This is a genomic window from Mesorhizobium intechi, assembly GCF_002879535.1.
GTDB classification, from domain to species: Bacteria; Pseudomonadota; Alphaproteobacteria; order Rhizobiales; family Rhizobiaceae; genus Mesorhizobium; species Mesorhizobium intechi.
This window is the reverse complement of the sequence record NZ_PNOT02000203.1, coordinates 14,048-33,537: the sequence shown is the minus strand read 5'-3', so window position 1 is coordinate 33,537 and position 19,490 is coordinate 14,048. Positions and strand designations below refer to the sequence as shown.

The following is a 19,490-nucleotide window of genomic DNA, read 5'->3' as shown; positions in this document are numbered from 1 at the left end:
CAAGACGGGGCGCCGAGCCGACGGGTTACGACTGGCGGCTAGTGATCACCGCGACGTTCCTCGTACAGATCCCAGGTGAGTTCCACAAAAGCCAGAAGGACGTCGTCCTGGTTCCAGCCGGCCACGACCGCCGCCTGGACGATTTCATTGACGACAGGCAGCAACTGGCGCCGGCAGTGGGCCGACATGTCGCCGTCTCCCACGGGAGGCCCCTCGAAGTTGAATCTCGTCATTCAGCGTTCCCCCCACCTCCCGGTAAAGTGTTATACTGCTAATTTCGTTCCCTCTGATATACAATATATGTGGTACCAAAGTACAGGAAGCTCGGTCCACCAAGGCAGCGCCGGACGATGCAGGACTATGCCGTCCCGATGCTTTCCCTCGGGTCAAGTTGGTTTCCCCGGGCGGGCCTTCAGGAGAAACTTCATCAACTCGAACCCTGCATGGGACCATGCTCTCCTCAACCGGGTCGCGACCGTCATCCGCATGCAAGGCATGACCGGCCGCATTGCCTTCTGCAATCGCTCGCTGGATAGTCCCCACAATGCTCGACACCATTGCGACTCACTGGACCCAGATTCTGGCTGTCATCTCGGTGGTGATGGCGACCGTCGGCATCGCGCACGCCGTCATGACCAAGGAGGATGTGCGCGCCGCCACGGGCTGGGTCGGCGTGATGGTGTTGTCGCCGATCCTTGGCGTGCTGATCTATGCCGTGGCCGGCATCAACCGCATTCGCCGCGCCACGATTACCGCGCAGCGCCCGCTTGCCGGCGACGCGGTCTCCGCCAAGGATGAGCGCGACATCGCCGCGGAGGAGGCCTTGATCGTCGAGCGCTACGGTCAGCGCTTCACCGGCCTGCGTACGCTGGGAGACAGGGTGGCGCGGCGGGGGCTTAACCCGGGCAATGCCATCGAGGTGCTGGCGACCGGCGACGAGGCCTATGCCGCCATGTGCGCGGCCATCGACGGCGCCGAGCGCAGCGTCCTGCTCGAGACCTATATTTTCGACAATGACGCCGTCGGCCTGCTTTTCGTCGAATCGCTGGCCGGCGCCGTCGCGCGCGGCGTCACCGTTCGCGTGCTGATCGATGCCGTCGGCGCCCGTTACTCCGTCCCCAGCATCCTCGGCCATCTGCGCCGCGCCAACATCCCCGCCGATGTCTTCAATGGCAACATCGTCATGGGCTTGCGCCTGCCCTACGCCAATCTCAGAACCCACCGGAAGATCCTGGTGGTTGACGGCACGCTTGCCTTCACTGGCGGCATGAACATCCGCAAGGGTTTTTCGGCCGAGTTCGCGGGCTCCGGCAGCGCCAGGGATACGCATTTCAAGGTCACCGGACCTGTCGTCGCCGACCTGTTCTCGGTCGCTGCCGAAGACTGGCGTTTCGCCACCAGCGAAGCGCTGAAGGGCGATGCCTGGCGAATTGCCCCGCTGTCGCCGGCACCCGGCCAGCCGATGCTGGTGCGGGCGGTCGCATCCGGGCCGGATGCCAGCAACGAGACCAACCACAAGCTGCTGATCGGCGCCTTCTCGGTCGCGCGCAGGTCGATCCGGCTGATGTCGCCCTATTTCCTGCCGGACCGCGAACTGATCAGCGCCTTGATCACCGCCGCCCGGCGCGGCGTCGAGATCGACGTCGTGGTGCCGGAGGTCAACAATCTCTTCCTCGTCGACCGCGCCATGACCGCGCAATTCGACCAGATCCTGAAGAACTATTGCCGCATATGGCGCACTGAGGGGCCATTCGACCATTCCAAGCTGCTGTCGATCGACGGCGTGTGGGCCTATGTCGGCTCGTCCAACCTCGACGCTCGGTCGCTGCGGTTGAACTTCGAGATCGATCTGGAGGTCCTCGACGCGGGCTTTGCCCGCGAGGTCGAAGCCCGGATCGGATCGGCAATCGAAACGGCCGTTCCCGTCACGCTGGACTCCCTGCAGGCCCGCCCCTTCATCATCCGGCTGTTCGACCGCATCCTGTGGCTGGGATCGCCCTATCTCTAGGACCGCCTTGCTTTAACAAAAAGACGTGTTTGCCGGATAGTTTGACGTCGGTCATGGAACATAGACGCAAAGGTTCTATTTGAGGTGTGAGATGAGAGCGGCTGAAATGGCGAACATGCGATGCGGATGAACGGGCGCAGCCTGCCGGCGAGCATGCTTTTGACCATCCGCGACCGGCGGATGCGCAAGGCAAACGCCGCCGCGCACAAGGCGACCGCAGCCTCCGGAACGCTGGTCGCCTCCTACAACGTCCACAAATGCATCGGCGTCGATCGCAAGTTCGACCCCGAGCGCACCAGCCGCGTCATCCGCGAAATCGACCCCGACGTCATCGCCCTGCAGGAGGCGGACAACCGCTTCGGCGACCGTGATGGCCTGCTGGATCTGCCTCGCCTCGAGCGGGAAACTGGCCTGGTGCCGGTACCGATATCGGCGACCGGCAAGGGCCATGGCTGGCACGGCAATGTCCTGCTGTTCAAGAAGGGAGTCGTCCGCGACGTGCATCAGATCAGGCTTCCGGGTCTGGAGCCGCGCGGCGCGGTGGTGGCGGAGATCGAATTGAACGGGAGCGGGACGCTGCGCATCATCGCCGCCCATCTCGGCCTGCTGCGCCATTCGCGCTCGCAACAGGCCCGTGTCGTGCTCGATCTCATGAGCAGCCCGGACGAAAAGCCGACCTTGCTGCTTGGCGACCTCAACGAATGGCGGCTCGGCAACCGCTCGGCGCTCAACACGCTGCACGCGACGTTCGGGCCTCAGCCGCCGGCCGTCCCCACCTTCCCCTCAAACCTGCCGCTTTTGGCGCTCGACCGGATCATGACCAACCGGCACGGAATGATTGCGGCGGTCGAAGCGCATGACACGCCGCTTTCGCGCGTCGCCTCCGACCATCTGCCGCTCACGGCATTCGTTCGCCTGGACCACACGGTTTCCGCCGATAACGCCATAATGTCCCCGGCGTCGCAAAGCGTGTAGATCTGCAGTGGAACGCTCCGGGTCATCCGCGAGTTTGTATGTCACGTTTATCCATGTTGAACGCGCAGGAGGACAAAATGAGAAAGTTGATTTTAGCGTCCCTTTTGGCATTGGCCGCAACCGCATCGGTCATTGCGCCGACGCAAGCTGCAAGTGTGATTATCCAGTCCGACGACGGCAACCAATATTCACCAGACGATTCCGACAATGGCGGGATTGTTATTCGCCGGCACCATGACCGGCGCTATGACAACCAATACGAGGACGACCAGAGCGTTCAATACGACAATTATGGCCAATACCGGCGTCACCACCGGCACCATCGCTGCCACGTCGAAACGGTCGTGCATTGGCGCCATCACCACAGGGTGGTCGAAGACGTTCGCGTTTGCGGCTGACCGGCGCCCCAGCCCATTCTGACAGGACGTGATCCTCGGCGGCGAGCATAGGCACGTTCCCTTCAAGGACGTGGCTATGCCGCATTGCACAATTTCGCGGCCTTGCCCACAATGCGGCTATGGTCCGATCCTCCCTAGCCGTCCTGGTGATCGATGAAAATCGCATCCGCGCCTCGATCATCGAGGCCGGCCTGCGCGAGGCCGGCCATCAGCTTGTCACGGTCATCCATGACGTGACCGGCATTGCCCGGCGGATCGCCGAGATCGAACCCGATGTCATCGTCATCGATCTCGAAAATCCCAACCGCGACATGCTCGAAAACATGTTCCAGCTATCGCGCGCCGTGAAGCGCCCGATCGCCATGTTCGTCGACCGCTCCGACCAGGCCTCGATCGAGGCCGCGGTCGATGCCGGCGTCTCGGCCTATGTCGTCGATGGTCTGCGGCAAGAGCGTGTCAAGCCGATCCTCGACATGGCGGTGAGCCGCTTCAATGCGTTCTCGCGCATGGCGCGCGAATTGGAAGAGGCGCGCAGCGAACTCGAGAGCCGCAAGGTCATCGATCGCGCCAAGGGCATCCTGATGAAGTCGCGCGGCCTCTCCGAAGAGGCCGCCTACACGCTGTTGCGCAAGACGGCGATGAACCAGAACCGCAGGATCAGCGACATCGCCCAGAGCCTGGTGACCGCAGCCGGCCTGCTGGGGCCGGCGGAGGACGAATGAGCATGAGGCATCAGATCACCGCCGGCTTCATGCCGCTTTTCGACAGCGCCGTGCTGGTGGCAGCGAGCGAGCTTGGCTTCGCCGCCCGCGAAGGCATTGAGCTAACGCTGCACCGTGAGACGTCCTGGGCCAACATTCGCGACCGCATCGCCATCGGCCATTTCGACCTCGCGCATATGCTGGGACCCATGCCGCTCGCCTGCAATCTCGGGCTGACGCCGCTCGCTTCCGAGACCATCGTGCCGTTCTCGCTCGGGCTCGGCGGCAATTGCGTCACCATCTCCAACGCCGTCTGGGCCGGCATGGCGGCGCATGGCGCCGAACCCGATCTCGATCCCGCGCGCGCAGGCGCGGCCCTGCGCGCATTCATTCGCGATCGGGCGGTCGCGGGCCGCGAACCGCTGCGCTTTGCCGTGGTGCACCCGCATTCCGGCCACAATTACGAACTGCGCTACTGGCTTGCCGCTTGCGGCATCGATCCCGGCCGCGCACTCGAGATCGTCATCGTGCCGCCGCCCTTCATGGCCGACGCGCTCGCCACTGGGCGCATCGACGGCTACTGCGTCGGCGAGCCCTGGAACAGCGCTGCGGTCGCCGCCGGCACCGGCCATATCGTTACCGTCAAGGCACAGATATGGCGCAACAGCCCGGAGAAGGTGATCGGCGTGCGCAAGGCCTGGGCCGATGAGAATCCCGAGGCGCTTTCGGCACTGCTGCGCGCGCTGCATCATTCGGCGCGCTGGTGCCAGGATCCGGCCAACCACGCCGAACTGGCCGTTGTGATGGCGCAGCCCGGCTTCCTCGGCCTGCCGCCGGCCGTGCAGATGCCGATCCTGACCGGCCACCTGCAGTTGGGCGGCGGGGCGGAGCGGGATATCGACGACTTCTTCCTGCCATTCGACAAGGCGGCCAACTTTCCATGGAAGAGCCATGCGCTGTGGCTCTATACGCAGATGGTGCGTTGGGGGCATGTGGCGCACACGCCCGACAATCTCGCCATCGCCCGGGATTGCTACCGGCCCGACCTCTACCGCTCGGCGCTGAAACCGCTCGGTGTGGCGCTTCCCGGGGCTAATGCGAAGGTCGAGGGCGCGCTCAAGGTCGCCACCGCGGTCGGTGCGACCGGCGCCGGCCTGGTGCTCGGCCCGGACGGTTTCTTCGACGGCCAGATCTTCGATCCCGATGAGATCGAGGGATATATAGCACGCCAGAAATCGGCCGGAGCGGAAACCTGATCATTTCCGCGCCACTATTGTGCATTGCACAAAGATTGTGCGCACGCCTGCACCTATGAACAATCTTTGGCTTGCCCAACCTACGGTTCGTTCGCCGATGGCAGCAGCATATAGTTGATTTTATTTGTGTTTGTCATCCGTTCCGAAACTGGCACGGTTCCTGCATTGCAATAGGCAGACTCTTCTCGGGTCACATAACAGGCGTCCAATGGCGGGCGCCACAGGCAAAGCTGCCGCTCAGGTCAACTCGCTATCCCGGATGACGGATCGCGCGCTGCCTGGCCGGTGGCTTTTTTGTTTTTGACCGAACACGCAATCGACGGCGCTGATCCGGGCAGTGCCCAACGGGAGATGACGATGACGAAACGCATCAAGACTGAAACCCCATTCGAGGGCATGACCCGTCGCAGTTTTCTGATGGCAAGCGCTGCCACCGCGGCAACCATGGCCGCGGCGCGTGCGCTGCTCCCCTCCGGCGCCTACGCCGCGACCGCCGCGCCGGAAGTCACCGGCGCCAAGCTCGGCTTCATCGCGCTGACCGATGCCGCGCCCCTGATAGTCGCCAAGGAGAAGGGTCTGTTCGCCAAATTCGGCATGCCCGATGTCGAGGTGCTGAAGCAGGCCTCCTGGGGTGCCACGCGCGACAATCTGATGCTTGGCGGTGCAGCCAACGGCATCGACGGCGCCCACATACTGACGCCGCTGCCTTACCTCATGCACACCGGCAAGGTGACGCAGAACAACCAGCCCATGCCAATGGCGATCGTGGCGCGGCTCAACTACGACTGCCAGGGCATTTCGGTCGCGCAGGAATATAGCGGCACCGGTGTCGGCCTCGACGCCTCCAAGCTGAAGGAAACCTTCGCCGCCAAGAGGGCCGCCGGCAAGGAAGTGAAGGCCGCCATGACCTTCCCGGGCGGCACGCATGATCTCTGGCTGCGCTACTGGCTGGCCGCCGGCGGCATCGATCCCGACAAGGACGTCTCGACCATCGTCGTGCCGCCGCCTCAGATGGTGGCCAATATGAAGGTCGGCAACATGGACGTGTTCTGCGTCGGCGAGCCGTGGAACGAGCAACTCGTCCACCAGGGCGTCGGCTTCACCGCCGCCACCACGGGCGAAGTGTGGAAGGGCCATCCGGAAAAGGCGCTCGGCCTGCGCGCCGAATTCATCGACAAGAACCCGAACGCCACCAAGGCGATCCTGATGGCCGTCATGGAAGCCCAGCAATGGTGCGACGCCAAGGAGAACAAGGACGAGATGGCCGCCATCATCGGCAAGCGGCAATGGATGAACGTGCCGGTCGCAGACATCATCGGCCGCCTCAAGGGCGACATCAACTACGGCAACGGCCGTGTCGCCAACGGTACCGATCTCTACATGAAGTTCTGGAAGGACGGCGTTTCCTACCCCTTCAAGAGCCATGACTCTTGGTTCCTCGCCGAGAACATCCGCTGGGGCAAGTTCGCACCGACCACCGACGTCAAGGCGTTGGTCGATCAGGTCAACCGCGAGGATCTCTGGCGCGAGGCCGCCAAGGACCTCGGCGTGGCCGCGGCCGACATTCCGGCCTCCTCGTCGCGTGGCGTCGAGACCTTCTTCGACGGCAAGGTCTTCGATCCGGCCAACCCGTCCGCGTATCTCGACAGCCTGAAGATCAAGGCATCGGCTTAGGCCCAACGGCGCTCGCGCCGTTGTCGCCCAGCGCCCAGGAGTTGTTCCAAGACATGTCCATCCAAACCATCGAGGACACCAAGGTGAAGGCGTTTCCGGCAGAGCCCGCCGCCGAACTGATCACGTTCACGGCCAAGGCCCGACGCCGCATCGACCCGCTCGCCATTGCCGGCAAGGCCGCGACGGCGCTGGTGCCGCCTGCCATCGTCATCCTCGTCCTGCTCGTCGTCTGGCAGGTCGCCTGCTCGTCACCGACCGCCAGCCTGCCGCCGCCGAGCCAGGTGTGGAACGAGGCCTATGACCTGATCGCGCATCCGTTCTTCGACAATGGCCCGCAGGATATCGGGTTGGCGTGGCGAGTGCTGATCTCGCTGCAGCGCGTCGCCATCGGCTTCGGCATGGCGGCGGTGGTCGGGGTGGGGCTCGGCGCGCTCGTCGGCCAGTCAGTCTGGGCGATGCGCGGCCTCGATCCGGTGTTCCAGATCCTGCGCACCGTACCGCCGCTGGCCTGGCTGCCGCTGTCTCTGGCGGCGTTCCGCGATTCCAGCCCGTCGGCGCTGTTCGTCATCTTCATCACGTCGATCTGGCCGATCATCATCAACACCGCCGTCGGCGTGCGCAACATCCCGCAGGACTACCGCAACGTCGCCCGCATCCTGCGGCTCAACCCGTTCGAGTTCTTCGTCAAGATCATGGTGCCGGCCGCAGCCCCCTACATCTTCACCGGCCTGCGCATCGGCATCGGCCTGTCCTGGCTCGCCATCGTCGCCGCCGAAATGCTGACCGGCGGCGTCGGCATCGGCTTCTTCATCTGGGACGCATGGAACTCGTCGCGGCTGCCCGACATCATCGTCGCGCTCGCCTATATCGGCGTCACCGGCTTCTGCCTCGACCGCCTGGTCGCGGCGGTCGGCGCCGTCGTCACCCGCGGAACAACGGCAAAGTGAGGACAGCGCGATGACGGCCTATCTGAAACTCGACCATATCGACAAATCCTTCGCCCGTGGCAGCCAGGTCAGCGAGGTGCTGAGAGACATCCGGCTGACCATCGACAAGGGCGAATTCGTCTCCATCATCGGCCATTCCGGCTGCGGCAAGTCGACCTTGCTCAACCTGATCGCCGGCCTGACCAAGGTGTCCGCCGGCGCGGTGCTGCTTGAGAACAAGGAAGTCGACAGCCCGGGCCCCGAACGTGCCGTGGTATTCCAGAACCACTCGCTGCTGCCCTGGCTGACCGTCTACGAAAACATCAATCTGGCGGTCTCGAAAGTCTTCGGCCGTTCGAAGAGCAAGGCCGAGCGGCATGACTGGATCATGCGCAATCTTGACCTCGTGCAGATGGCGCATGCCGGGGACAAGCGGCCGGCCGAGATCTCCGGCGGCATGAAGCAGCGCGTCGGCATCGCGCGGGCGCTGGCCATGGAGCCGAAGATCCTGCTGCTCGACGAGCCGTTCGGCGCACTCGACGCGCTGACGCGCGCCCATCTGCAGGATGCCGTGATGGACATCCATTCCAGGCTCGGCTCGACGACGATCATGATCACCCACGATGTCGACGAGGCGGTGCTGCTCTCCGACCGCATCGTCATGATGACCAACGGTCCGGCAGCGACGATCGGCGAGGTGCTTGCGGTGCCGCTGGCGCGCCCACGCCGGCGCGTCGAACTTTCTTCCGACCGGACCTTCCTGCGCTGCCGCGAGGCGGTGCTGAAGTTCCTCTACGAACGCCACCGCTTCGTCGCAGCCGCGGAGTAAGGCCATGGCCGAAAGCGCAATTATCGGCAAAAAGCGCAATTATCGGCAACTGGCAATGTGCATCGCCAATAGGCAGCATGCCGCACTGCACAAATATTATGCTGCCACGCAAGGCATACTGACTAATCTTTGATCCGCTGCCGGGCTTTATCAAAAGTCGTTCGGCTGCAATTCGCATTGATTTCATTCGATAATCTAGGAAGCTCTCGAATTGGCACGCTTCCTGCTTTTCAGAATGCAGGTCCGCAGGGACCAAGTGATACGGTGTCCAATGGCGGGCGCCACAGGCAAAGCTGCCGCTCAGGTCAATGCGCGATCCCGGATGGACGGACGCGCGAAGACCTGGCCGGCGGCTTTTTTGTTTTTCGCGATCGGTGGCGCTGGCCCAAGCAGCGCCCGAACGGAGACGACGATGACGAAACGGATCGGAACTGGCGCGTCCCTCGCGGACTTCACGCGGCGCGATTTTCTGGTCAGCAGCGCCCTGACGGCGGCACTGTTCACCGCCGCGCTCCTGCTGTTTCCGACAGACGCCAAGATTCAAGGCAAGGACCTGGCCGTCGCGAACTCGGTCTCGTTGCATCCATCGATGCCGCGCCGCTGATCATTCACCCACCAGATATCTGCGGTGCCCCACGCCGCAAACCGGAGCCAGACATTGACCGCAAATCTCCCAGCCCCGCCCAGCCAGGACAGTGCCCCCCGGCAGGCGCTTGTGATGTCCACCATCGCCTTCACCGTATGCTTCGCGGTGTGGACGATCTTTTCAATCATCGGCGTGCGCATAAAGCAGGATCTCGGGCTGAACGAGACGCAGTTCGGCCTGCTCGTCGGCACGCCGATCCTCACCGGTTCGCTCGTGCGCATGGTTCTCGGCGTCTGGACCGACCGCTTTGGCGGGCGGCTGGTCTACACCGCGACCATGCTTGCGGCGGCGGCGGCGACCTTCTTGCTGGCTTTCGCGCACACCTACGGGCAGATGCTGGTCGCCGCGCTTGGCGTCGGGCTCGCCGGCGGCTCCTTCGCCGTCGGCGTGTCCTATGTCTCGCGCTTCTTCCCCGCGGACAGGCAGGGCACGGCCCTCGGTATCTTCGGTGCCGGCAATGTCGGGGCCGCGGTCACCAAATTCCTGGCCCCCTTCGTGCTTCTCTCCTGGGGCTGGCAGTCGGTGGCGCTGATCTGGGCCGCAGCGCTCGTCGTCATGGCCGCCATCTTCTGGTTCACCACCGGCGATGATCCCGTCATCCGCGAGCGCCGCGCCGGCAAGGCGGCACCCGCGAGAAGCTTCTGGCAGGAATTCGCACCGCTCAAGAATGTGCAAGTCTGGCGCTTCGCCTTCTATTATTTCTTCGCCTTTGGCGCGTTCGTCGCGCTGTCGCTCTGGCTGCCGCGCTACCTGATCGGCGTCTACGGCTTCGGGCTTGCGACTGCCGGCATGATCGGTGCGGCCTATTCGATTCCCGCAAGTGTCTTCCGCGCCTATGGCGGCGTGCTTTCCGACCGGATCGGTGCCCGCACTGTGCTCTATTCGACGTTCGCCGTCAGTGCCGTCGCGACTCTCGTTCTGTCTCTCCCCTCGGCAGACTACGTCGTGCGCGGCATTAGCGGGCCGATCGCCTTCCATTTCGAGATCGGCCCGCTCGCCTTCATCGCCGTCGCCTGCGTGCTCGGCTTCTTCATGAGCCTCGGCAAGGCCGCGGTGTACAAGCACATCCCGGCCTACTATCCAGAGAATGTCGGCGCGGTCGGTGGCGTGGTGGGCATGATCGGCGGGCTCGGCGGCTTCATCCTGCCGATCGCCTTCGGCGCGCTCAACGACCTCACAGGCGTGTGGTCGAGCTGTTTCATGCTGCTGTTCGTCATTATCGCCACCTGCCTTGCCTGGATGCATTTCTCCATCCGGCGCATGGAGCGCGCGGCATCCGCCGAAGCTTCATCCCTTTCCTACGCGGCTGAGTGAGAGCGGACATGACAGAAAAACTCGTCATCATCGGCAACGGCATGGCCCCCGGGCGCATGCTGGAGCACCTCCTCGAGCACGCGCCGGGCCGCTACGCCGTCACCATCTTCAACGCCGAGCCCCGCGTCAATTATGACCGCATCATGCTGTCGCCGGTGCTGTCGGGCGAAAAGGATTATGAGGAGATCATCATCCATGGCGACGGCTGGTACATCAAGCATGGCATCACCCTCTACAAGGGTCACAAGATCATTGCCATCGACCGGGAGGCGAAAACCGTCACATCCGACCATGGCGTAACCGAGCCCTACGACAAGCTCGTCATCGCCACCGGCTCGGTGCCGTTCATCATTCCGGTGCCCGGCCACAACCTGCCGGGCGTGCTGACCTACCGCGATCTCGACGACGTACGAGCCATGATGCTGGCCGCCCAGTCGCGGGCCAAGGCGGTCGTCATAGGCGGCGGGCTGCTCGGGTTGGAGGCGGCGGCGGGTCTCAACGCGCAAGGCATGGACGTCACCGTGCTGCATGTCATGCCGACGCTGATGGAACGGCAGCTCGATCCGGCCGCCGGCTATCTGCTGCAGCGCGCGGTGGAGCAACGCGGCATCAAAGTGATCACCAAGGCCAATACCCAGGCAATCACGGGCAACGGCAAGGTCGAGCAGGTGGAGCTCGCGGACGGCACCATCATACCGGCGACCCTGGTCGTCATGGCGGTGGGCATAAGGCCGAATGCGGCGCTGGCGAAGGAGGCAGGCATCGCCGTCAACAGAGGCATCGTCGTCGATGCCGGCATGCGCAGCAACGACCCCGACATCTACGCGCTCGGCGAATGCGCCGAGGTCCACGGCATGGTCTATGGGCTGGTCGCGCCGCTCTACGAGATGGCGCGCGTCGCGGCCCACCAGCTTGCCGGCAACGAGGCGGCCGCCTTTGTCCATATGGACACGCCGACCAAGCTCAAGGTCACCGGCATCGACCTGTTCTCGCTCGGCGACTTCGCCGAGGGCGAGGACCGCCAGGAGATCGTGCTGCGCGACGCCGCCGCCGGCGTCTACAAGCGGCTCGTTCTGAAGGACGACCGCATCATCGGCACGGTGCTCTATGGCGAGACGGCGGATGGCGCCTGGTTCAACGATCTCAAGAAGAAACAGACGGACATTTCGCAAATGCGCGAAACGTTGATCTTCGGCCAGTCCTATCAGGGGGGTGCCCCTCTGGACCCTATGGCGGCCGTTGCAGCCTTGCCGGATGATGCGGAAATCTGCGGCTGCAACGGCGTCTGCAAGGGCAAGATCACAGGCGCGATCACGGCCAAGGGCCTGACCTCGCTCGACGATGTCAGGGCGCACACCAAGGCGTCCGCCTCCTGCGGTTCCTGCACCGGGCTGGTCGAGAAGCTGATGGTGCTGACGCTCGGCGACACATACAACCCCGCAGCCGTGCAGCCCATGTGCTCCTGCACCACGCTCGGCCACGACGAGGTGCGCCGGCTGATCAAGGCAAAGCACCTCAAGACCATTCCCGCGGTCATGCAGGAACTGGAGTGGAAGACCTCCTGCGGCTGCGCCAAATGCCGACCGGCGCTCAACTACTACCTCGTCTGCGACTGGCCGGACGACTACGCCGACGACTACCAGTCGCGCTTCATCAATGAGCGGGTACATGCCAACATCCAGAAGGACGGCACCTATTCGGTGGTGCCGCGCATGTGGGGCGGCGTCACCAATGCCGCCGAACTGCGGGCCATCGCCGACGTCGTCGACAAGTTCGAGATCCCGATGGTCAAGGTCACCGGCGGGCAGCGCATCGACATGCTGGGCATTCGCAAGGAGGACCTGCCGGCGGTGTGGGCCGATCTCGGCCAGGCCGGCTTCGTCTCCGGCCACGCCTATGCCAAGGGCCTGCGCACGGTGAAGACCTGCGTCGGTTCCGACTGGTGTCGCTTCGGCACGCAGGATTCGACGGGCCTGGGCGTCCGTATCGAGAAATTCATGTGGGGCTCGTGGACCCCGGCCAAGGTCAAGATGGCGGTCTCGGGCTGCCCCAGGAACTGCGCCGAGGCGACCTGCAAGGATATCGGCATCATCTGCGTCGATTCTGGCTACGAGATCCATTTCGCCGGCGCGGCCGGCCTCGACATCAAGGGCACCGAGGTGCTCGGCCTTGTGAAGACCGAGGACGAGGCGCTGGAGCATATCGTGGCGCTGACGCAGATGTACCGCGAGCAGGGCCGCTATCTCGAACGCATCTACAAATGGGCCAAGCGCATCGGCGTTCCCGAGATCAAGCGCCAGATCATGGACGACGATGCCAAGCGCAAGGCCTATTACGACCGCTTTGTCTTCTCCCAGAAATTCGCCCAGGTCGACCCGTGGTCGGAACGCGTCTCCGGCAAGGACAAGCACGAGTTTCGGCCGATGGCTTCGGTCGGGTTTGCGCAGGCGGCGGAGTAAGCGCGTGTTCGCGAAAAAGTGCGAACCGGTTTCGGTCAAGAACACGCGCAAGAAGGGAATTCAGATGAATTGGATATCGATCGGCGTCATTTCCGACATCCCCCGCCGTGGTGCGCGATGTGTCGCCACCCCGCAAGGCAAGGTCGCCGTCTTCCGCACCCAGGACGATCAGGTCTACGCAATCGACGACCATTGCCCGCACAAGGGCGGGCCGCTGAGCCAAGGCATTGTCCATGGCGCGGCGGTGACCTGCCCCTTGCACAATTGGGTAATCTCGCTGGAGACAGGCAAGGCGCTCGGCGCCGACGAGGGCGCAGTCCGCGTCATTCCGGTCAAGGTCGAGGGCGAGCGCCTGTTCCTGGCGCAGGAAGCGCTGGCCAGCCGCGCCGCCTGACCATGGAGATCGACGAAGCACGCGAGGTGAGGACCACCTGCCCCTATTGCGGGGTGGGCTGCGGCGTGCTTGCGAAGGTCGCCGCGGGCGGGCAGGTGTCCGTCCGCGGCGACCCCGATCATCCCGCGAATTTCGGCCGGCTCTGCTCCAAGGGTTCCGCCCTGGCAGAGACCATCGGTCTCGACGGCAGGCTGCTGCATCCAGAAATCCACGGCCGCCGGACAGGCTGGAACGAGGCCCTCGACCACGTCGCTTCCACCTTCTCGCGGACCATTGCCGAGCACGGACCGGATGCGGTTGCCTTCTATGTCTCCGGCCAACTGCTGACCGAGGATTACTACCTCGCCAACAAGCTGATGAAGGGTTTCGTCGGCTCGGCCAACATCGACACCAATTCGCGCCTGTGCATGGCCTCGTCCGTCGCCGGCCATCGCCGCGCCTTCGGCTCCGACACGGTTCCGGGAACCTATGCGGATCTGGAACGCGCCGATCTGGTCGTGCTGGTCGGCTCCAACCTCGCCTGGTGTCATCCCGTGCTCTATCAGCGCATCGCGGCGGCTCGGGAAAAGCGGCCGGAGATGAGGGTCGTGCTGGTCGATCCGCGCCGCACCATGACATCTGATATCGCCGACATGCATCTGGCGATCGCACCAGATGGCGATGTCGCTCTGTTCACTGGGCTGCTCGCTTGGCTCGGCCAGCACAATGCGCTCGACCGCGCCTATATCACGGCGCACACGACCGGCTTCGAACAAGCTCTTTTTTCAGCATCGGCGCTCGATCTCGCCAGTGTTGCCACCGCAACAGGCCTTGGCGAAGACGAGCTTGCCCGCTTCTTCAGCCTGTTTGCCGCGACCGCGAAGACGGTGACCGTTTACAGCCAGGGCGTGAACCAGTCGTCGTCCGGCACCGACAAGGTCAACGCCATCATTAACTGCCATCTCGCCACCGGCCGCATAGGCAAACCGGGTACCGGCCCGTTCTCGGTGACCGGCCAACCCAACGCCATGGGCGGCCGCGAGGTCGGCGGCATGGCCAACATGCTGGCCGCCCATATGGAGATCGAAAATCCCGAACACCGTGATCGCGTCCAGCGTTTCTGGAATGCCCCCGACATCGCGCAAAAGCCCGGGCTGAAGGCGGTCGAGATGTTTCAAGGCGTGGCCGACGGCCGCATCAAGGCGCTGTGGGTCATGGCCACCAACCCGGTCGATTCGATGCCGGACGCAGACGCCGTCGAAGCGGCGATCAAGGCTTGCCCGTTCGTTGTGGTGTCGGACGTGCTGGCCAGCACGGACACAGCGCGTCACGCCCATGTCCGGCTGCCCGCCGCCGCCTGGGGTGAAAAGAACGGTACCGTCACCAATTCGGAGCGCCGCATCTCGCGCCAGCGGTCGTTTCTGGCGGCGCCCGGCGAGGCAAGGCCCGACTGGTGGATCATTGCGGAGGTGGCGCGACGGATGGGTTTCGGCGAGGCGTTCGGGCATCAGACGTCGGCGGAAGTTTTTGCTGAGCATGCCGCCCTGTCCGGGTTCGAGAATGACGGTGAGCGGGATTTCGATATTGGCGCTTACAGTGGACTGGATGCGGAGGGCTATGAAGGGCTGGCGCCGTTCCAATGGCCAGCGCCCAGTCCACGAGGCGGCACGACCGAACGCCATCCCACCCGTTTCTTCGCCAACGGCCATTTCTACACGCCGGACCGCAAAGCCCGCTTCATCGCCATCCGCGCCACCACGGAAAGCCGTACCAGCTCCGACTTCCCGCTCATCCTCAACACCGGCCGCATCCGCGACCACTGGCACACCATGACGCGCACCGGCAAAAGCCCGCGCCTGTCGCAGCACATCGCCGAGCCCTTTGTCGAAATCCACCCCGTGGACGCGCAGCACCACGGCATCGGCGACGCCGACATCGTACGTATCTCCAGCCCGCGCGGCGACGTCCTGGTGCGCGCCCTGATCACATCCCGCCAGCGCCAAGGCAGCGTCTTCGCGCCGATGCACTGGACCGATCAGTTCGCGGCAAAAGGCCGGCTCGACGCATTGACCGCACCACTCATCGATCCGGTTTCAGGTCAGCCGGCGTTGAAACATGTCGCGGCCCGTATCGAGAAATTTGCCGCAAAGGCCTTTGGTTTCGCCGTGATGCGCCGCCGTCCCGAGGCGATTGCTGCTGACTATTGGGCGGTCGCTCGTTGCAAGGGCGGATGGCGTGTCGAACTCGCCTTTGCCGACGATGGCGCCGACTGGACAGCCTTCGCCGCCTCGCTCTTCGAGGCCCCCTCGGCCGAAATGCTCGCCTATCACGACCGCGACGCCGGCCAGCACCGCATCGCCGCCTTCGACGGTCAGCACCTGACGGGCGCCTTGTTCGTCGCGCCCGGCCCGGTTGCGGTGTCGCGCGGCTGGGCGGCCGAACAGCTCGAAGAGGTCCACGCCAGTCAGCGCGAGCGCTTCAGGATCGTCGCCGGCCGCGCCGGTGCCGAACGGCCGGACGCCGGTGCCACCGTCTGCTCCTGTTTCAACGTCGGAGCCAACCAGATCGCCGCCGCGGTGGCGGCCGGCTGCACCACCGTCGAAGCCATCGGCGGCGCGCTGAAAGCCGGCACCAATTGCGGCTCCTGCCGGTCCGAGATCCGCGCCCTCATCCAGGCTAGCCGCGTTCAAGCGGCGGAGTGAGCCGCAATCCCTGCGATTGCGATGGCGCAGATGGAAGCGGCGTCGCCAAGGTCCTGGCAAATGGCGGGAATTGCGATACTCGTTCGATAATCCAGGCGGTCGATCGCATTTCCAAGTAGAACGCGGCAAGGGTCCGCCGCCGCGCGATACTATCGCCCGGGAGTTTCCAAGCCAAAGCATCAGTTAGCGGACTGAACCACGGACCGGTGCCTGCCGATCCATGCCCCGGCTGGCCCTGTTGTCAGCAAATGGTACGTCTGGACACAAGTGTTGAAGGCTGAAAAATAGGGAACGCAACTTCGCTATCCGAGTTGCTTTCAAGAGATCGGGAGATCCGCGCTGAATCTGGAAGACATAGCCGCCCATCCGGCCTTGCACCGCTACGTACAGGAACAGTCGCAGTCCCTGATCCGAATCTATGAGGAAACCCCGCGACTGGCTTCAATCTTTGCCACGCAGCAACGCTGGTTGATGGCCCATGTGGGCCTTGCCATGCACTTCCGGCGGGACCCGAACGACCGCCGAAAGGAACTGACCGTATCGCGTTTCATCGAGGTCGTGCACAGGAACGCCGTGGCCAGCCGCAATACGGCGGATGCTTTCATCAAGGAGATGCTGCACTACAACATCGCCGAGTATGTGGCGGGCGGGGACGGCCGCACGCATCCCCTGCAACCGACGGCCGCCACCATCGAGAGGTTCACCGGCTGGGTGACCGCCCATCTGCGCACACTTGACCATATCGATGGCGGCGACCGGCTGGGCAGGTACCTGGAACGGCCCGACATGCTTGCCACGCTGCAGCCACTGATCGCTGACGGCCTGCTGGCATCAAAGCCGGTGCGCGAACCCAACCAGACCTTTTCCCTTTTCATCTGGCTCAACAATGGCGGCATCGTGATGGACTGGCTGATGTCCGGCATCGATCCGGATCATGCCGGCCTGGAGCGGATTCCGACCGGCGTGGTTTCGATCGGCGATTTCGCCAAATGGCTGAAGCTGTCGCGGACCCATCTCGGCCGCAAACTGCGCACCGCCGAGGAACTCGGCAGCATTGGCTGGCTTGGCCAACGCGGTCATTCGGTGATGTGGGTGTCGCACGGGTTCTACGAGGAATACATGACGGTGCAGGCAGCCAAGCTGGCTGTCGTCGACAATGCCTTCAAGGCTTGTTTTCCGCCACCGCGATGACTGAGCAGCGCCCCGCACAAGGGCCGATCTTGGGGAAAGCGCGAGGCGGATTTCCGCCTGTAATTGGGGCGGACAAGGAGAGATGCCGATCTTGCGCTTCCGCGTAGCGAAGAAGCTGCGTCCACCATAGTGCCCAGCACCCAGTCACCACTATCGATGGGCGGCGTCTGGGCACAAGCCGCGAAAGTTGAAAAGGTAGTCTTGCACGCAAGCTGCGCGCCGCCGAGGACCTCGGCAGCGTCGGCTGGCTCGGCCAACGCGGTCATTCGGTGATGTGGGTGTCGCGCGATTCTGTCGGAGATACAGACCGCCCAGGCGGTGAAGCCGGCCATCATCGATGCCGCCGGCGACGTAGCCTTTGGCCCTGCCGCCGGCCGCTGACCGGTACGGCCGATGCTGGACAATCGTCAGAACCTGTCCAGCATTAGAGCCCCGTGTACACCCTGTGTCGATTGATGCTCGCCGAGCATCACCGACGCTGATCTTGGGCAGACCTCGGCGTTCTCAGTCGATGTCGAACGACACGCCCTGGGCAAGCGGCAGCGCCTTGGAATAGTTCACCGTGTTGGTGGCGCGCCGCATATAAGCCTTCCACGCATCGGAGCCGCTCTCGCGGCCGCCGCCGGTTTCCTTTTCACCGCCGAAAGCACCGCCGATCTCGGCGCCCGACGTGCCGATATTGACATTGGCGATGCCACAATCCGAGCCGTCGACACCCAGGAAACGCTCCGATTCCTGCAGATCGCGCGTGAAGATCGACGACGACAGGCCCGCACCCACCGCATTGTGTTCGTCGAGCACGGCGTCGAAATCCGAATACTTCATCACATAGAGAATCGGCGCGAAGGTCTCTTCCGTCACAGGCGCGACCTGCTTCGGCATCTCGACCAGGGCCGGATGCACATAGTAGGCGTCCGGATGACCGTTCACGACGCGCGTGCCGCCGGTCACCTTGCCGCCATGGGCGGTGGCTTCCTTCAACGCCTTCTGCATGGCATCGAACGCCGCCTTGTCGATCAGCGGCCCAACCAGCGAAGAGGTCTCCAGCGGGTTGCCGACCGAGACGCTCTGATAGGCTTTCTTCAGTCGCGGCACCAAGGCATCGTAGACGCTCTCATGCACGAACAGGCGCCGCAGGGTCGTGCAGCGCTGGCCAGCCGTGCCCATGGCGCCGAAAGCGATGGCGCGCAGCGCCATGTCGAGATCGGCGGTCGGGCAGACGATGCCGGCATTGTTGCCGCCGAGTTCCAGCACGGCACGCGCAAAGCGCTTGGCCAGGCGTGGGCCGACGTCGCGGCCCATGCGGGTCGAGCCGGTCGCCGAAACCAGCGGCACCTTCGGATGGTCGACCAGGATCTCGCCGACGGCGCGGTCGCCGATCAGCACCGGCGCCAGCCCCTGCGGCGCATCAGTGCCGAAACGCTTGACCGCGCGCTTGAAGATCGCCTCGCAGGCAAGCGCCGTCAGCGGCGTCTTCTCCGATGGCTTCCACACCACGGCGTCACCGCAGACAAGCGCCAGTGCCGCATTCCACGACCAAACCGCAACCGGGAAGTTGAAGGCGGAAATGACGCCGACCACGCCGAGCGGATGCCAGGTTTCCATCATGCGATGGCCCGGACGCTCGGTCGCGATGGTCAGACCATACAATTGCCGGGACAGACCTACGGCGAAATCGCAGATGTCGATCATCTCCTGCACTTCGCCGAGCCCCTCGGACGGGATCTTGCCGACCTCGATCGACACCAGCCGGCCAAGCTCGGCCTTGTGCGCACGCAATTCCTCGCCGAGCAGCCTTACCAGCTCGCCGCGCTTCGGCCCGGGCACCAGCCGCCAGGACTGGAACGCCTTGTGCGCGGCATCGATGGTCTTGGCCGCATCGGCCGGCGAGATGGTCTTCAGCGCGGCGATCTGTTCGCCCGTCACCGGGCTGCGCACGATCAGGTCGCCGCCGACAAGCGCGTCCTTGGCCACACCCAGTTTCGCCAGAAGTTCGGCCGTTTCCTTCGCAATGGTCATTTTTGTCCCTTTCGGATCC

At 64.1% G+C, this 19,490-nt stretch carries 17 protein-coding genes; 15 read left to right on the top strand and 2 right to left on the bottom strand.

The features are described 5' to 3' along the window. Positions 1-38: 38 nt before the first annotated feature. On the bottom strand, positions 39-233 hold the full coding sequence (locus C1D09_RS17130; protein ID WP_143975425.1) for a hypothetical protein: 195 nt from the start codon (positions 231-233) through the stop codon (positions 39-41). A 311-nt stretch (positions 234-544) separates the two neighbouring features. Here C1D09_RS17130 and C1D09_RS17125 point away from each other — a divergent pair, with 311 nt between their 5' ends. The 15 genes from C1D09_RS17125 to C1D09_RS17060 all read left to right on the top strand — a co-directional run bounded on the left by C1D09_RS17125 (position 545) and on the right by C1D09_RS17060 (position 17,452). Further along, positions 545-2,008, top strand: a complete 1,464-nt coding sequence (locus C1D09_RS17125; RefSeq protein WP_143975424.1) for a phospholipase D-like domain-containing protein — start codon at positions 545-547, stop codon at positions 2,006-2,008. A gap of 120 nt (positions 2,009-2,128) precedes the next feature. Then, entirely contained in the window at positions 2,129-2,983 is an 855-nt protein-coding gene (locus C1D09_RS17120; RefSeq protein WP_143975423.1) for an endonuclease/exonuclease/phosphatase family protein, read from the top strand. A 77-nt stretch (positions 2,984-3,060) separates the two neighbouring features. Beyond that, positions 3,061-3,381 (top strand): hypothetical protein, encoded by a 321-nt coding sequence (locus C1D09_RS17115; RefSeq protein WP_143975422.1) that lies wholly within the window; start codon positions 3,061-3,063, stop codon positions 3,379-3,381. Positions 3,382-3,500: 119 nt separating this feature from the next. Then, on the top strand, positions 3,501-4,103 hold the full coding sequence (locus C1D09_RS17110; protein WP_143975421.1) for an ANTAR domain-containing response regulator: 603 nt from the start codon (positions 3,501-3,503) through the stop codon (positions 4,101-4,103). Beyond that, positions 4,100-5,338 (top strand): CmpA/NrtA family ABC transporter substrate-binding protein, encoded by a 1,239-nt coding sequence (locus tag C1D09_RS17105; protein ID WP_143975420.1) that lies wholly within the window; start codon positions 4,100-4,102, stop codon positions 5,336-5,338. The genes C1D09_RS17110 and C1D09_RS17105 overlap by 4 nt, the downstream gene beginning before the upstream one ends. A 357-nt stretch (positions 5,339-5,695) precedes the next feature. Beyond that, entirely contained in the window at positions 5,696-7,012 is a 1,317-nt protein-coding gene (locus tag C1D09_RS17100; RefSeq protein WP_143975419.1) for a CmpA/NrtA family ABC transporter substrate-binding protein, read from the top strand. 53 nt (positions 7,013-7,065) lie between these two features. Continuing rightward, positions 7,066-7,959 (top strand): nitrate ABC transporter permease, encoded by an 894-nt coding sequence (gene ntrB / locus C1D09_RS17095; protein ID WP_143975418.1) that lies wholly within the window; start codon positions 7,066-7,068, stop codon positions 7,957-7,959. Between the two features lie 10 nt (positions 7,960-7,969). After that, positions 7,970-8,767 (top strand): ABC transporter ATP-binding protein, encoded by a 798-nt coding sequence (locus C1D09_RS17090; RefSeq protein ID WP_143975417.1) that lies wholly within the window; start codon positions 7,970-7,972, stop codon positions 8,765-8,767. A 4-nt stretch (positions 8,768-8,771) separates the two neighbouring features. Next, entirely contained in the window at positions 8,772-8,900 is a 129-nt protein-coding gene (locus C1D09_RS34090) for a hypothetical protein (RefSeq protein WP_281288587.1), read from the top strand. A gap of 138 nt (positions 8,901-9,038) precedes the next feature. After that, positions 9,039-9,371: a twin-arginine translocation signal domain-containing protein gene (locus C1D09_RS33815; RefSeq protein WP_246135781.1), complete on the top strand. Its 333-nt coding sequence runs from the start codon at positions 9,039-9,041 to the stop codon at positions 9,369-9,371. A gap of 114 nt (positions 9,372-9,485) precedes the next feature. Then, positions 9,486-10,727, top strand: a complete 1,242-nt coding sequence (locus C1D09_RS17080) for an MFS transporter (protein WP_246135780.1) — start codon at positions 9,486-9,488, stop codon at positions 10,725-10,727. An 8-nt stretch (positions 10,728-10,735) separates the two neighbouring features. After that, positions 10,736-13,186 carry a nitrite reductase large subunit NirB gene (gene nirB, locus C1D09_RS17075; RefSeq protein ID WP_143975415.1) on the top strand — a complete coding sequence of 817 codons (2,451 nt, stop codon included), beginning with the start codon at positions 10,736-10,738 and terminating at the stop codon, positions 13,184-13,186. A gap of 64 nt (positions 13,187-13,250) precedes the next feature. Beyond that, positions 13,251-13,580, top strand: coding sequence for a nitrite reductase small subunit NirD (gene nirD, locus C1D09_RS17070; protein WP_143975437.1), 330 nt, complete (start codon positions 13,251-13,253; stop codon positions 13,578-13,580). A 2-nt stretch (positions 13,581-13,582) separates the two neighbouring features. Beyond that, entirely contained in the window at positions 13,583-16,261 is a 2,679-nt protein-coding gene (locus tag C1D09_RS17065) for a nitrate reductase (protein WP_143975414.1), read from the top strand. A gap of 471 nt (positions 16,262-16,732) precedes the next feature. Then, positions 16,733-17,452 (top strand): hypothetical protein, encoded by a 720-nt coding sequence (locus C1D09_RS17060; protein ID WP_246135779.1) that lies wholly within the window; start codon positions 16,733-16,735, stop codon positions 17,450-17,452. A gap of 504 nt (positions 17,453-17,956) precedes the next feature. On the opposite strand, the gene amaB is transcribed toward C1D09_RS17060, so the two are convergent. Next, a complete protein-coding gene (gene amaB / locus C1D09_RS17050; protein ID WP_143975412.1) occupies positions 17,957-19,471 on the bottom strand; it encodes an L-piperidine-6-carboxylate dehydrogenase in 1,515 nt (504 codons plus the stop codon). Positions 19,472-19,490 lie beyond the last annotated feature (19 nt).

Coding starts and splice junctions, on each gene's coding strand:
- nirB (WP_143975415.1), top strand. CDS start 10,736: ATGACAGAAAAACTCGTCATCATCGGCAACGGCATGGCCCCCGGGCGC.
- C1D09_RS17130 (WP_143975425.1), bottom strand. CDS start 233: ATGACGAGATTCAACTTCGAGGGGCCTCCCGTGGGAGACGGCGACATG.
- C1D09_RS17060 (WP_246135779.1), top strand. CDS start 16,733: ATGGCCCATGTGGGCCTTGCCATGCACTTCCGGCGGGACCCGAACGAC.
- C1D09_RS17090 (WP_143975417.1), top strand. CDS start 7,970: ATGACGGCCTATCTGAAACTCGACCATATCGACAAATCCTTCGCCCGT.
- amaB (WP_143975412.1), bottom strand. CDS start 19,471: ATGACCATTGCGAAGGAAACGGCCGAACTTCTGGCGAAACTGGGTGTG.
- C1D09_RS17080 (WP_246135780.1), top strand. CDS start 9,486: ATGTCCACCATCGCCTTCACCGTATGCTTCGCGGTGTGGACGATCTTT.
- C1D09_RS17120 (WP_143975423.1), top strand. CDS start 2,129: ATGCGGATGAACGGGCGCAGCCTGCCGGCGAGCATGCTTTTGACCATC.
- C1D09_RS33815 (WP_246135781.1), top strand. CDS start 9,039: ATGGCGGGCGCCACAGGCAAAGCTGCCGCTCAGGTCAATGCGCGATCC.
- ntrB (WP_143975418.1), top strand. CDS start 7,066: ATGTCCATCCAAACCATCGAGGACACCAAGGTGAAGGCGTTTCCGGCA.
- C1D09_RS17105 (WP_143975420.1), top strand. CDS start 4,100: ATGAGCATGAGGCATCAGATCACCGCCGGCTTCATGCCGCTTTTCGAC.
- C1D09_RS17115 (WP_143975422.1), top strand. CDS start 3,061: ATGAGAAAGTTGATTTTAGCGTCCCTTTTGGCATTGGCCGCAACCGCA.
- C1D09_RS17065 (WP_143975414.1), top strand. CDS start 13,583: ATGGAGATCGACGAAGCACGCGAGGTGAGGACCACCTGCCCCTATTGC.
- C1D09_RS17110 (WP_143975421.1), top strand. CDS start 3,501: ATGGTCCGATCCTCCCTAGCCGTCCTGGTGATCGATGAAAATCGCATC.
- nirD (WP_143975437.1), top strand. CDS start 13,251: ATGAATTGGATATCGATCGGCGTCATTTCCGACATCCCCCGCCGTGGT.
- C1D09_RS17100 (WP_143975419.1), top strand. CDS start 5,696: ATGACGAAACGCATCAAGACTGAAACCCCATTCGAGGGCATGACCCGT.
- C1D09_RS17125 (WP_143975424.1), top strand. CDS start 545: ATGCTCGACACCATTGCGACTCACTGGACCCAGATTCTGGCTGTCATC.
- C1D09_RS34090 (WP_281288587.1), top strand. CDS start 8,772: ATGGCCGAAAGCGCAATTATCGGCAAAAAGCGCAATTATCGGCAACTG.